Annotated in this window: 11 protein-coding genes and 1 rRNA gene; 10 read left to right on the top strand and 2 right to left on the bottom strand. The window is 43.8% G+C overall.

Annotated elements, in window-relative coordinates; translation table 11 throughout:
• Positions 1-51: 51 nt before the first annotated feature.
• The 7 genes from ACOMA8_RS00060 to ACOMA8_RS00030 all read left to right on the top strand — a co-directional run bounded on the left by ACOMA8_RS00060 (position 52) and on the right by ACOMA8_RS00030 (position 9,721).
• Positions 52-651 (top strand): YesL family protein, encoded by a 600-nt coding sequence (locus tag ACOMA8_RS00060; protein ID WP_161899084.1) that lies wholly within the window; start codon positions 52-54, stop codon positions 649-651.
• On the top strand, positions 644-1,573 hold the full coding sequence (locus ACOMA8_RS00055) for an acetylxylan esterase (RefSeq protein ID WP_421367355.1): 930 nt from the start codon (positions 644-646) through the stop codon (positions 1,571-1,573). Before ACOMA8_RS00060 ends, ACOMA8_RS00055 begins: the two co-directional genes overlap by 8 nt.
• Positions 1,554-2,321: an endonuclease/exonuclease/phosphatase family protein gene (locus tag ACOMA8_RS00050; protein ID WP_421367353.1), complete on the top strand. Its 768-nt coding sequence runs from the start codon at positions 1,554-1,556 to the stop codon at positions 2,319-2,321. The genes ACOMA8_RS00055 and ACOMA8_RS00050 overlap by 20 nt, the downstream gene beginning before the upstream one ends.
• Positions 2,322-2,331: 10 nt before the next feature.
• On the top strand, positions 2,332-4,479 hold the full coding sequence (bglX, locus tag ACOMA8_RS00045) for a beta-glucosidase BglX (protein ID WP_421367351.1): 2,148 nt from the start codon (positions 2,332-2,334) through the stop codon (positions 4,477-4,479).
• Positions 4,480-4,498: 19 nt separating this feature from the next.
• The gene (locus ACOMA8_RS00040; RefSeq protein ID WP_421367348.1) at positions 4,499-7,798 is read left to right on the top strand and encodes a GH36-type glycosyl hydrolase domain-containing protein; all 3,300 of its coding nucleotides are present in this window, start codon (positions 4,499-4,501) and stop codon (positions 7,796-7,798) included.
• Positions 7,799-7,832: 34 nt separating this feature from the next.
• Positions 7,833-8,789 carry a LacI family DNA-binding transcriptional regulator gene (locus tag ACOMA8_RS00035; RefSeq protein WP_421367346.1) on the top strand — a complete coding sequence of 319 codons (957 nt, stop codon included), beginning with the start codon at positions 7,833-7,835 and terminating at the stop codon, positions 8,787-8,789.
• Positions 8,790-8,974: 185 nt separating this feature from the next.
• Positions 8,975-9,721, top strand: a complete 747-nt coding sequence (locus ACOMA8_RS00030; RefSeq protein WP_161899078.1) for an alpha/beta hydrolase — start codon at positions 8,975-8,977, stop codon at positions 9,719-9,721.
• A gap of 121 nt (positions 9,722-9,842) precedes the next feature.
• Here ACOMA8_RS00030 and ACOMA8_RS00025 read toward each other — a convergent pair whose 3' ends face one another.
• Together ACOMA8_RS00025 and ACOMA8_RS00020 are read right to left on the bottom strand one after the other, a co-directional pair.
• Positions 9,843-10,538: a DUF6198 family protein gene (locus tag ACOMA8_RS00025; RefSeq protein ID WP_421367343.1), complete on the bottom strand. Its 696-nt coding sequence runs from the start codon at positions 10,536-10,538 to the stop codon at positions 9,843-9,845.
• A gap of 401 nt (positions 10,539-10,939) precedes the next feature.
• Positions 10,940-12,106 (bottom strand): MalY/PatB family protein, encoded by a 1,167-nt coding sequence (locus ACOMA8_RS00020; RefSeq protein WP_421367341.1) that lies wholly within the window; start codon positions 12,104-12,106, stop codon positions 10,940-10,942.
• 108 nt (positions 12,107-12,214) lie between these two features.
• Between ACOMA8_RS00020 and ACOMA8_RS00015 the strand changes: the two genes are divergently transcribed.
• The 3 genes from ACOMA8_RS00015 to ACOMA8_RS00005 form a co-directional block, all read left to right on the top strand.
• Positions 12,215-12,595 carry a CvfD/Ygs/GSP13 family RNA-binding post-transcriptional regulator gene (locus ACOMA8_RS00015; protein WP_421367337.1) on the top strand — a complete coding sequence of 127 codons (381 nt, stop codon included), beginning with the start codon at positions 12,215-12,217 and terminating at the stop codon, positions 12,593-12,595.
• Positions 12,596-12,662: 67 nt separating this feature from the next.
• Complete coding sequence (locus ACOMA8_RS00010; protein ID WP_161899074.1) at positions 12,663-13,025, top strand: hypothetical protein; 363 nt, start codon at positions 12,663-12,665, stop codon at positions 13,023-13,025.
• A 626-nt stretch (positions 13,026-13,651) separates the two neighbouring features.
• A 16S ribosomal RNA gene (locus ACOMA8_RS00005) occupies positions 13,652-13,742 on the top strand; the annotation flags it as partial.

Below are 13,742 nucleotides of genomic sequence, written 5' to 3'. Positions count from 1 at the left end.
GAGGAGACAAGAGAAGGGTGGCCTCCGCACGCTGCCCTTCTTCTACTTATTATGATCGAAAAACTATTTTCCTTTGATGGCTGGTACTACCGGACATTCACCTTTGCTGCCAATCTCATCATCTTAAACTTATTATTTCTTACCACCGCTTGGACGTTGGTGTTGACGGGGCCGTCCTTAATTGCCTTGTATCAAAGTGTAGATCGCCTTCTAAAAGAGCAGGGAAACTCAGTCTTTAGAGATTACTATCGTCTGTTAGCTGCTAATTTAAAACGAGGAACAATACTCGTAGCAACACTTTTATCGATGGCTGCTGTTTTGGCAGGAATTATTTATCTCTTAATGGGAGTATCGACTTCACTAGGTTTTTTGGCTGTAGTGATAGCTGCGTTGACGCTTTTGTTTTTGGCAGTGTTGACAGTCGTTTACAGTGTGTTGCCATTACCTTTTAAGTCCGCACTTCGGGAATCATCCTATGTCTTGTTGGCCAGCACAGCACATGGGATTATTCTCTTGGCGCTTCCGGTAATGGTGGCTGCTGTTTTGATCAAAGTTAATCTGATGCTTTACGTTATTGTTGGTTTTGCAGTAACGATTTGGCTACAGCTGCTTTTTTTCAATAAAGTATTGGTGGATAAAACAAATGAATGAACTGGAAAAAGAACGCTTTTGGGACGAAACGGCTGCTCAGTTGGCTGCCATTCCACTAGAACTGGAGCTTTCTCCAAAAGTGATAACACAACCTAAAATCAAATGTTTTTCGATCAGTTTCAAAAGCCTGCAGGGTGAAAAAATCCATGGCTTGCTGCTGTTACCGGAAATAACTCACGGTAAGGTACCAGTGGTCGTGGATATCCTTGGCTATATGACACATATTCAAAATGCGGAAGAATTTGCTCACTGGCCACAGATTGGTTGCGGCTGTTTAGTAATCGATAATCGCGGACAAGGGGGACAAACTCTTGATACAGCTCCTTATTTAACTACTAACGGGGAGTCACCCATGGTACGAGGACTGCTGACGCCTGAGGACAGCTATATGCGGCGGTTGGTAGCTGATCAGATGCGTTTGTTTTCAGTTATTGACGCAATTCCTGAATTAGACAATGACCAGATCTTTTTACATGGTAACTCTCAAGGTGGCGGTTTGGCTCTGCTTTTAAATGGTATTTGCCGGAAAAAGATTCGCGCAACCTTGGCAAATGTCCCAAGCCACTCGAATATTTCCCGACGAGTCCATGAAAAAACCGGTTCTTATGGGGCGATTGCCGACTATTTGTTGTTGCATCCGGAAGATGAACAACATGTGCTGGCGACACTGGCTGTATTTGATACCAAGTATTACGCAAAAAGAATTGCGAACCCGGTGTTTACTTCTGCTGCTAGTGCTGATACCACTTGTCCCATGAAAGACTTTCTGGTGACTTATCGTCGCTTAGCAGCACCTAAAAGTTTGACGGTCTATTGGGGCAAAGGACATGAAGGTGGCGGAAGTCGGCAATTAGCCCGCGAAATTTCACTAATGAAACAGCTGACAGAGGAGTTGAACAAAGATGCAGATTGCAACTTATAATGTCCGTGTGGATACAGAGTTTGATGAAACGTGGCAGTGGCCCTTCCGGAGTCGTTATGTATTGGACCTGCTGACATATCATAATTGGGACTTGGTAGGGATTCAAGAAGTCAGACCCAATCAAGTGGCAGATTTGAAAACGTTGACTGACTATTATTGCTTGGCCGCCGAAAGAGATGGCGATGGTCAAGGGGAGGGGTTGGCGATTCTCTACAAAAAAACGCGGTTCCGGTTAGAAGATAACGGTTTTTTCTGGTTGTCTGATACGCCTGATCGACCCAGCATTCACCCTGAAGCCGGTTGTCCCCGAATCTGTTTGTGGGGCATCTTTAAAGAAATTGCCAGCGATCGGTCCTTTTTAGTGATTGATACGCATCTTGATCATGTCTCTGAGGCAGCTCGGCGAAGTGGAATGCAGGTAATACTGCAGCAATTAGCAGAGAAGATTGCTGAGCTACCCACGGTATTGTTAGGAGATTTCAATGCTTTGCCTGAAGAAAATGTCCATCATTTGGTGGCACAGCATTTCGATAATGGGAAAACCCTCAGTGAGCAGTCTCACTATGGACCCGACGGCACCTTCCAAGATTTTGACTATCAGCGTCCTTGGTCCCAGCTTGAGGAAATCGACTATCTCTATCTCAAAGGTTTTACTGTAAATAAAACGGCTGTCTTAACGGATGCCTGTGATCGACGCTTTGCTTCTGATCACTTTCCGCTAGCAATGACCGTCAAACTAAATGAATAGGTGAAAAAACATGGAAAAGACACAATTAAATGAACTTTTGTCACAAATGACACGACAAGAAAAAATCGATCAGCTTTTGCAGTTGATGGCAGCGTTCTATTCTGAAAAAGCAGAAGAGAAGACGGGACCCATGAGTGATCTGGGATTATCAGAAGAAAATATCAACAATGCCGGCTCAACATTGGGTATCTCTGGTGCTAAAGAAGCAATCCGCGTTCAAAAAGCCTACATGGCCAACAATCGTCTGCATATCCCAACGCTGCTCATGGCAGATATTATTCACGGCTTCCGTACGATTTTTCCAATTCCGTTGGCTCTGGGAGCTACTTGGGATTTAAAGGCAGCAGAAGAAATGGCGCGAATCTCAGCCAAAGAAGCAGCGGTATCGGGATTACATGTGACTTTTTCGCCAATGGTGGATTTGGTGCGTGATCCTCGCTGGGGCCGAGTGATGGAATCAACAGGGGAAGATCCATTTTTGAATAGTCGCTTTGCTGAAGCTTTTGTGAAAGGGTATCAAGGAGCAGACTTGACCCATGATTTTCAGCGAGTTGCCGCGTGTGTGAAGCATTTTGCAGCATACGGCGGAGCGATTGGCGGACGGGATTACAATACCGTCAACATGTCTGAACGTCAGTTACGAGAAATGTATCTGCCAGGCTATCAAGCGGCACTGGCGGCGGGAGCAAAATTGGTAATGACTTCCTTTAATACCGTAGATGGCATTCCCGCGACTGGAAATAAATGGTTGTTCCGTAACGTTTTGCGAGACGATTTTGGCTTTAACGGTGTGGTAATTTCCGATTGGGGGGCAATCCAGGAGCTGATTCCTCATGGGGTAGCTGAAAATGAAAAAGAAGCAGCCGCATTAGCTATCACAGCCGGTGTTGATATCGAGATGATGACTTCTTGTTACAGTCGCTATTTGGAAGAGTTGATTGATGAGGGGCGCATTGATGCAGCGTTAATTGATGAAGCGGCGCTGCGAATTTTAGAGCTTAAAAATGATCTGGGTCTCTTTGAAAATCCCTATCGAGGAGCCGATGAAACAGCCGAAGCCACCGTTATTCTTTGTGAAGAACATCGACAGGCGGCCCGCGAGATTGCTGAAAAAGCAATCGTTCTATTGAAAAATGACAATGTACTGCCGTTACAACCAAATGAAAAAATTGCCTTGGTAGGCCCTGGCGTTTACTCCAAAGATGTATTGGGCGCTTGGTCCTGGCAAGGGAAAAAAGATGAAGCTGTTTCATTGGCAGAAGCTTTTGCAGGTCGGAAAAATGTGCTGTTAGGCACCGCGTTGTTCGACTATTTTGATCCTTCCGAAAAAGCCATCACAGAAGCTGTTTCGTTGGCAAAAAAAGCGGATAAGGTGATTGTTGCTTTGGGGGAAAGCGACTGGATGAGCGGAGAAGCAGCCAGCGTAACAGATATCCGGCTGCCTCAAGCGCAGTTGGACTTGTTCCGAGCAATAATTGCTGTCAATAGCAATGTAATCGTGACCTTGTATAACGGAAGACCTCTGGATTTACGTGAGCTGGATGCGGCTAAAGGGATTGTAGAAGCTTGGTTTCCCGGTACAGAAGCCGGCAATGCCCTGCGAAATGTTTTAGAAGGTAGCGTAAATCCCACTGGTCGTTTATCCATGTCATTCCCGGAATCTGTAGGTCAGGTGCCCGTTTATTACAATCCGGACAATACCGGGCGCCCATATGAATCGGCACCAGAGGAAAAATATGTTTCCAAATATTTAGACGGCAGTAATTACGCGAAATATCCTTTTGGTTTCGGATTAAGTTACAGTCACTTTGTCTACTCGGAGCTAACGGTGGATCATAAAACCATGACTGTAGATGAGTCGATTCAGGTTACAGTCACGGTTCACAATGACTCTGACGTAGACGGTATTGAAACCGTCCAACTGTATCTCCGAGATCTGGTAGGCGAAGTCGTTCGACCAGTGAAAGAGCTGAAAGGATTTCAAAAGTTGGCGGTTCCAGCCGGTGAAAGTCGCCAGGCAGAATTTGTTATTAAAGATGAATTGCTGCAATACGTTCATAGTAATCAACAAAAGACCAGTGACCCCGGCAGATTTACGGTAATGGTGGGCGGCAATAGTCGCGACCTGTTGGCCACTGAAATCATCTTGACTAAATAGGAAACGAGTGAAAAAATTCATGACAATGATCAACTTGCACAACGGCCGACTAACGGCTGATTTTCTAACTACCGGTGACCTTTATGAGTTGTCGGCTGATGGCATCATGATCAATCAACTAAACGGTAACCCATTAGACGGCAGTCTGAATCAAATTTGGCTTCGTCTATACACCACTGATGGCATCAAAAGTACACCGTTAATAGGGTCCAATTCTGCTAGTTATCTGACGGTAACAGATAATGCTTTGCTGTGGGATGGCAGCTTTCAGCAGGTCAATTACCAAGTTCGTTTTGTTTTAGGAAAGGAAAACTGTTGGTTTTGGCAGGTTTTCTTACAAGGAAATGGCGAAACGGCAGATCTGATCTGCGGACAAGACCTCGGGAATGCCGCAAAAGGGGCCGTTCAATCCAACGAGGCGTACGTTTCTCAATACATTGACCACAAAGTAGTGGACACAGCGCAAGGTCCACTACTTGTTTCCAGACAGAACCAACCACAAGATGGACGTTTTCCAGCTGTTCAGCTAGGGGCATTGGGTAGTGTAAAAGCGTTTGCAACTGACGGCTATCAATTTTTTGGAAAAGAATATGTCCGTACAGGCATCCCTAAAGCGTTAGTGCAAGAAGAGCTAGCAAATGAAGTCTATCAATATGAATTTGCTTATATTGCCTTGCAATCGGAGCAGTTTGTGCTGCAAGAGCCAAGCACATTCGTCTTTTACGGCAGCTTTACAGCAGATCACCCACAGGCCGTTACCGAACCATTGCTCCCTATTGCTAATGTAAAGAATTCCCTTGAAGAGATACCAGCATTTTCTAAAGAAGATTTGGCGGGCAATATTGTTAGTGAAAAGCAGACGAAACGAGGGGCGGTTCTAGCCGGTGACGTGATGACTGAAGCAGAGGTAAATGCTCTGTTTCCAGAACGACTGTTTACCGAAGAACAAGCGGGAAAACGACTAGCATTCTTTACACCAGAGCATCATCATGTGGTGCTTCAAGAAAAAGAACTACAGATGGAACGATCTCATGGACATATTTTGTTGAGTGGTATGGACCTTACTGTTGATCGGCCGTTGATGAGTACTACGGTTTATATGCAGGGATTGTTCAATTCGCAAATTGTCTTGGGAAATACCAGCTCGAATAAATTATTGAGTAACAGTCGCAATGCGCTGAATGCTATGACGCATTCCGGTCAACGAATCTATTTGAAAGAAGCTGGCAGCTGGCGTCTTTTAGGTCTGGCCTCGCTGTTTGAAATGGGCTTGAATTCCGCTGTTTGGTATTACAAATACCAAGACGATCTTTTGAAAATCGAAACCTATACAGTCGCAGATGGTCGCGAAATTCGAACTACCTTTACCAGCAAACGTCAAAAGACTTACGATATTTTGGTCACCAATCATTTGCTGATGTCTGGTGATGAACAAGGGCATTATGATCTGCAGCAGCAAGATCAGTTGTTGACAATCACGGCTACCAGCGATTCGGTAATCCACGAAACCTATCCAGAGCTGACCTATTATTTGAAAGCCGCGCCAGCCTTTACACGAACAAATGAAAGTATTTTAGGAGTTTCAGAAGCAGACAGCGAGCTGATTGGCCTTTTATTTGAGAAAACTGATCAGGTGTCAATGACTATTCAAGGAACATTAACTGGTGCGTCCTTTGTTGAAAAACCGACAACGGCTGCCTACGAGAAAGCTTGTTACCGGAAATTTATCGATGAGCTGTTGCAAGGTTTTCACTTAGCACATCCTTCAGAAGAAGTGGCTAGTTTCAATACATTATCCCGCTGGTACACTCACAATATGTTGGTGCACTATTTATCCCCGCATGGCTTGGAACAATACGGCGGTGCAGCTTGGGGAACGCGAGATGTTTCCCAAGGCCCGACAGAATTCTTTTTGGCCTTGGATCGCCCGGAGATTGTCGCGGACATTATTGGAAAATTGTTTGCGAATCAGTTTGCCGATGACGGAAATTGGCCACAATGGTTTATGTTCGATCGGTATGAAAAGCAAAAAGCAGATGAAAGTCACGGGGATGTGATTGTCTGGCCAATGAAAGTAGTGGCCGATTACTTGGAACATACGGGGGATTTGAGTATTTTGCAAAAGCAGATTCCTTATACAGAACGCAGTACCTTTGCCAAAACACTGGAGCAGTATTCCTTATTAGATCATGTGAAAAAAGAAGTTGCTTACATTGAAAATCACTTTCTTCCGGGAACGTATCTTTCTTGTTATGGTGATGGGGATTGGGATGACACATTGCAACCAAACGATGCACGACTAAAAAAACAAATGGCTTCTAGTTGGACAGTGGCTTTAACCTGTCAAGTAATTACTAAACTTGCCTCGGTCTTAGAAGCTGCTGACAGTTCTTATGCAGCTCATTTGAAGACATTGGCCGCCCATATTAAAGAAGATTATGAGCGTTATATTCTTTCAGATGAGATTTTACCCGGTTTTGTTTTGCAAGACGGGGACCACTTTGAATTTATTATCCACCCAACTGACAAAAAAACGGGCATCAACTATCGACTGTTGCCCATGACTCGTAGTATGATTGCGGAACTGTTGACACCGCAACAAGCGGAGCAGCATTTAGCTGTGATTAAAGAACAGCTGCAATTTCCCGATGGTGTACGCTTGATGAATCGCCCGGCCCGCTACAAAGGTGGAGTCAGCACCTATTTCAAACGGGCGGAACAAGCAGCCAATTTTGGTCGAGAAATCGGCCTGCAATACGTCCATGCCCACATCCGCTTTACTGAGGCGATGGCTAAATTAGGTAAGAAGCAAGAAACCTGGAAAGCGCTGCAGACAATCAATCCTATTGGGCTGCAAAAACAAGTGACCAATGCTTCTCTGAGACAGTCGAATGTTTATTTCTCCAGTTCCGATGGGGATTTCAAAACGAGGTATGAAGCACAGGAAAACTTTGATAAACTTAGAGATGGCAGCGTTAACGTGAAAGGCGGTTGGCGGATTTATTCCAGCGGTCCAGGGATCTATTTGAACCAGTTGTTGAGCAATGTTTTGGGAATTCGTTTCGATCAGGTGCACTATATCTTTGACCCGGTATTACCAAAAGAATTGGATCAATTGACGATGAATTACCATTTGGCAGGTAAAAGAGTAACGATTCGTTTTGAACTGACGGGTGAAAAACGAACTGTACTCTTGAATGGAAATGAGTTGCCGGTAACATTACTGGAAAATCCTTACCGTGTTGGTGGGATGGCCGTTGCTAAAGAAGTATTGGCGGCGCAGTTGAAAGATGATGACGAACTTGTCATTTGTATCTGATGAAACAAATCATGATTTGAGGAGAGTGGAACCCATGGTGGGAATCAAAGATATCGCAAAAGCTGCCGGTGTCTCCATCTCAACGGTATCCTATGCGTTGAATGGCAGTCCGAAAGTAACCGAGCAGACTAGAAAAAGAATTCAGGATATCGCTCGCGAGATGAACTATGTTCCCAACATGGCGGCCCGCACTTTGAAGAAACAACAGACCAATATCGTAGGCGTTTATCTAGCTGATTATGGCGGCAGTTTCTATGGGGAGCTGTTGGATGGGATCAAACGGGGACTCGCTACTTTCGATTATGAAATGATTGTTTGTAGCGGTCAACGCTCTCATCTATTTATTCCCGAGAGGATGGTAGACGGCGCGATTATTCTAGATTGGACGTTTAAAACAGAGGAAATCAATCTTTTAGCAGATCGAGGTCATCCACTAGTTGTGTTGGACCGAGAAATCGATCGCAAATCTGTCTGTAAAGTATTGTTGGACAATAAAGGTGGTTCCACCTTGGCAATCAGCAAATTGGCAGAATCCGGTTCTCAGAAAGTCTTTTTAGTGACAGGGGCTGATGGCTACGACAGTCAAGAGCGATACAAGACGAGTATTAAAGAATTGGAACGCTTTGGCATAGATTATGAAGTGATTCCTGGAGAATTTACGGAACCTTCCGGATACCGAGCAGCGGAAACTATCATGGCTAAAAACCCAGATTTTCCCGTCGATATTTTCAGTTTTAACGATGAAATGGCAGTGGGGATCTATAAGTACTTTTCAGATCGTCCAGAAAAGATTGGCCGAGAAATTCGTCTGATTGGTTTTGACAATATTGAGCTGGGCACTTTTATGGACCCACGCTTAGCCACGATTTCTTATTCGAAACATCGATGGGGTATGGTGGCTGCTGAAAAACTGATGCAGCTGATCAAAGGCGAGTCCACAGAAGATGAAGTAATTTACACCACCTTTGTGGCCGGAGATTCATTTTCTTGAGAATTGAGATGGGTAGGGATGGACATAGAGCAATCAATGAAAACCTATTTCAATACGTTTTGTAAGAAACACTTTAGCATAGGATTGTTTATTTTATTGGAGCAGCGAAAAACTGCTCCGCTACATAGCTACAGTATTACCATGTATTATATAGTAGCAAACTAGTGAGTTGAGGGGGCTTTTTGATGAGTATCAGTCGGATAACATTTCGCTCGGAAGTGCTGGGAAAAACAACAGCTTGCAATATTTTTCTGCCCGAGATGAAGCGATCGTCTTACCCAGTTTTATATTTACTCCACGGCTGGTCGGATGATTGCAATGCGTGGTTGGATAATACTTCTTTGGCGCGTTATGCTGCTGATTATCCTTTTGTCATTGTCATGCCACAAGTAGAATTGAGCTATTATACCAACATGCACGATGGCGAGCGCTATTTCGATTTTTTGACAGCAGAACTACCAGCTTTTATTCAGCAGTGGTTTCCAATTTCAGAAAAGCCGGAGGAGCGGTTTGTAGCGGGTCTATCGATGGGAGGATATGGGGCTTTCAAATGGGCATTTACCTATCCAGAGCGTTTTTGTGGGGCAGCCTCACTATCTGGTGCACTGGATGTCGTGTCCCTTTGGCAAAATGACCCCAGTCGTGATGAAAGATTTACGCGAATCTTTGGACCTTTGCAAAAGTTGGCAGGGGGGCCAGATGATTTGAACAAAATAATCCGTCATCATAATTCAGCCGTTGCGAAACTAGTCCTCTATCAATCCTGTGGTACGGAGGATTTTTTACTAGATATAAATCGTAAATTTCAAACTCATTTTACAGAAGAATTCCAAAACTATCAGTACAGTGAAGCTCCTGGTAACCATAATTGGAAGTTTTGGGACAAAGAAATTCAACAAGTACTGGCGTTGTTTAATGAACAAGTGCACTAAAAAAAGTTGGCTAAGAGCAGAAGGACGCTCTTAGCCAGCTTTTTCATTTGCTGCAGAAACTTGGTAAAAAGAGTAAAGGAATCAGCAACCTTTTATCTATCAATAAGTTAAGAAAAAATGGTTAAAGCTCAGGATCGAACTCTTCTGTTGCAATAGTCGCGGAACAGTCACCAGATGCTGTGGGCGCTGTTTTGAAAAAAGTTGTTTCCCAAAGTCGAATGCCCCGTCCGACAGTCAATGCAGCAAACAATGTTCCAATGCCAATTCCTTCTGGTCGCCCCAAAAAGAGCAATCCGAGGAGGGTGGCCGTCAGGATCATGACCAAGTCGAACCGGAGTTTCATCTGTCCAAAAGTTTTGCCAGTCTGCAAGCTTAACAAAGCGACGACGCCATCTGGTGCATTCATGATGAAATTGCCTTGCAGCATAAAAAAAGCACCAGTAGCGGTAGCAGCAGTCGCTAAAAAAAGTACTAGGATGCGAAACAGCAGAGATTCTGGTTGAAATTGGGCCAAACCCAAGCCGAGAGTGTAAAAATCAACGATACTGCCAAAAACAAAGGAGAACGGGAGCTGTAGCAACGTTTTGAGTGTGAGTTTTCGCTGTAAAAACAGTTGCAAGATGACCATGACACCAAAGACCAGTGTGGTGGCTGTTCCCAACGTCAATCCTGTGATGTCGGCGGTAATAAAAGGGACGGAGACTAAAGCGCTGGTACCTAGACGACAACAGGTAAAAAGAACGGTACCTAAGGCCAGGATAAAGATACCCGCTGTATATAAGGCGAGACGAAAGAGCCATGCTTGTATAGATTTCATGAAACAACCACCTTTTTTAAAATAATGAAACAGGGTGTTTGGTGTAATAGATTGGCAATCTAATTGTTACAACAACTCCTACGCGCCTAATGGATCCTGCAAAAAGCCTCGTACAGGCAACAACCAGCATCAGACAAAATACTCAATAGCCATCAAGTCTGTAAGAGTTGACTTCCCTTCTCTAGTTGAAGTTGCTTTTGATGTTTAATGATTACAATTCAATTATATCAATAATTCCCTAATAATATTAATTTATTTGATAAAATTACGACAGGTTAGCAGGTGCTTGTAAAGTTTCCAGTGCTTACTTAATTATTACCCGAAATATCTACAAATAAAAAACACTGCCCCGATACGGAGCAATGTTTTTTGAATCAATTTTTGGAAAGTAAAATCAGCAATCAACCGAAGACGGCTGCGATTCGTTGCAAGCCAGCTACCAATGTTTTTTTCGGACAGGCCAGATTCAGACGCATGTGACCGCTACCTTGCTTGCCAAAGAGTGTTCCGGCATTCAAAACGACGCCGGCGTCTTTCACCAGCCGTTTTTGCAGAGCAGCATCGGTTAAGCCAAATTCTGAAAAGTCTAACCAAGCCAAGTAGGTTCCTTCAGGAGGCATCATTTTTACTTGAGGGAGATGCTCGGCTAAAAATTCTTGGGTAAAACGACTATTTTCCGACAAGTAAGACAAGAGCTCTGTTAGCCACGAGCCTCCATGACGGTAGGCAGCTTCAGTACCAATCAGGCCAAAGGTGGAAATTGTCGCTTGCTCCGTCATTTCCTGCACCTCTTTAAAGGCACGACGTAATTTTTTGTCTTTGATATACACCATTGAATTTTTGATTCCTGCCAAGTTGAAGGTCTTGGTTGCGGCGGTCAAGATGATAGAAAAATCAGCAAAATCTGAGGCTACCGTCTGAAAGGAGATATGCTGACGAGGAGCAAAGACCAAATCTTGATGAATTTCATCGGCAATCACAGTAACGCCATATTTTTGGCAGAGTTTGCCAACTGCCAGTAATTCCTCTTTGTCCCAGACACGACCACCAGGATTGTGGGGGTTACAGAGGATGAAGAGTTTAATATTTTCAGCAACGATGCGTGCTTCCATATCTGCCAAATCCATTTCAAAGTGATCGTTTCTTTCTACTAGCGGAGAAGCAGAGACGATTCGTCCGTTGGCTTTGATCATATTAGCAAAAGGATGATACACCGGATCATGAATTAGCACGGTGTCACCGGGAGCAGTGTAAGCTTGAATCGCCACGCCGATACTAGGTACGACACCGGGAGAAAAGAGAATATCTTCCTTCTTTAATGAATAGTTGTAACGTTCAGCTTCCCAGGTGATGACTGCTTCGTAAAGAGACTCAGGAAAAATACTATAACCAAAGATGCCGGCCACTGTATACTCTTTCAGTGCCTCAATCACGGGCTGGGGTGCCATGAAATCCATGTCTGCGACCCAAAGTGGAATCAAGTCGTCTTTCTGGTAGGTTTCACGGATACTGTCCCATTTCACGCTATCTGTCCCCACGCGGGAATACTGCCGATCAAAATTTGTCATCGTCTGCGCCTCCTGTAAGCTCTTGTATAAGTTCGCCTGCAAATGAAACGAACTTCTTTTTTTTCAACACTTACAGTATAATGAAAAAAGTAGAAGAGAGGGAATAAAATGACTTATAAAATCGGCCAGATCATTCAAGGGACCGTAACAGGTATCCAGCCATACGGCGCTTTTGTAGCGTTGGACGAGCGAACTCAGGGATTGATTCATGTATCCGAGATCCAATCCGGCTATACCAAAAATATCAATGAGGTTGTCAAAGTCGGCGACAAGGTTCGCGTGCAGATTATCGACATTGACGAATACTCTCAAAAAATCAGTTTGTCGCGTCGCAGTTTGGACGGTGAACAGATTAAAAATCGTCCCCATCGCAAACGCTACTTTACGAATAAAAATAAAAAAATCGGATTTCGAAGTGTAGAAAAACAGTTACCAATATGGGTAGAAGAAGCACTGACCACGCTGCGTAATGAAAACACAAAGAAATAGTTATGTACATTTTCAGAAATCATGTTAAAATTGAACAGCAAGGATAAACAAAATACGAGGTGGTATCGTGGAAAACAAAAAAGTCGCAGGCACTGTAATACTGCATCTGCAAGACGGCGCCAAACGTTTCTTAGTACACTCCACCGGTGAGACCTTGGAATTGGCCTCTACCGATTTCATTGCCGAGAAGACTGGCCTTGCCAACATTTTGGAAATGTTGAAAGATCAGGTTCATCTTGATGTGAAAAAAATTGATTTGGTGGAATTGACAAATGGCCAAATCGACCATGAAAATGTCCCTCTGTTTGTTTTCGAAGCGCAAGAAGCCGTGCTGGAAAGCGAGCTACCCCAAGATTTCTACTGGGAAGAGCCCCAACGTTTCCGAGAAATCATTCGCAACTATGATATTGAAGGCGTGCCTTACTTTTAGAAAAACTGCACCCATTGGTTCTTGTCTCATATTGGGACAAGAACTTTTTTTATTTATAAAGCTGTTTGATTTAAGAGTATCTTAGAAATCCATTCGTGTTTTTGGCAGATATCTCGCAAGACCTGTGACTGTTTATTAAAGAAAGCGGGACAAAGGCGAATGATTCTTTTGCAATGTGAAAAGAGACGACAATTGCGCTAAAAAAAGATTACTAAAAAGGCTTGACCCGCTCTTTAAGAAATGGTAAATTAATCAACGTTGACGACGAGAAAGTCTCGTAGAAAACTTCTTGAAAATCAATTCAAAAAAGTAGTTGACACTGGCAACTAAGCCTGTTAAACTAACGAAGTTGCCGCTTGAAAGCACAACCTGTTATTGAAAAAGTCGCGCCAGTCGCGAAAAACTTTTTCAAAAAAGCGCTTGACTTTTAAAAATCAACGTGATATGATTTAAAAGTTGACGGCGAAACAAGTCGTAACAACAACTTAGACCTTTGAAAACTGAACAACAAGCAAACGAACCAATGTGTAGGGCATCTCAATTTCGATTGAGAGAACAAAACATTGCAAGCAAAAGCTAGCAAACAATTAATGAGCTTAAATGGTCTTCGGATCATTTCAAACACTTTTTATGAGAGTTTGATCCTGGCTCAGGACGAACGCTGGCGGCGTGCCTAATACATGCAAGTCGAACGCTTTTCTTTCCACCGGAGCTTGC

The organism is Enterococcus infantis (assembly GCF_049166715.1).
GTDB classification, from domain to species: Bacteria; Bacillota; Bacilli; order Lactobacillales; family Enterococcaceae; genus Enterococcus_C; species Enterococcus_C leclercqii.
The sequence above is the reverse complement of the archived record's forward strand: the minus strand, read 5'-3'. Positions and strand labels throughout refer to the sequence as shown.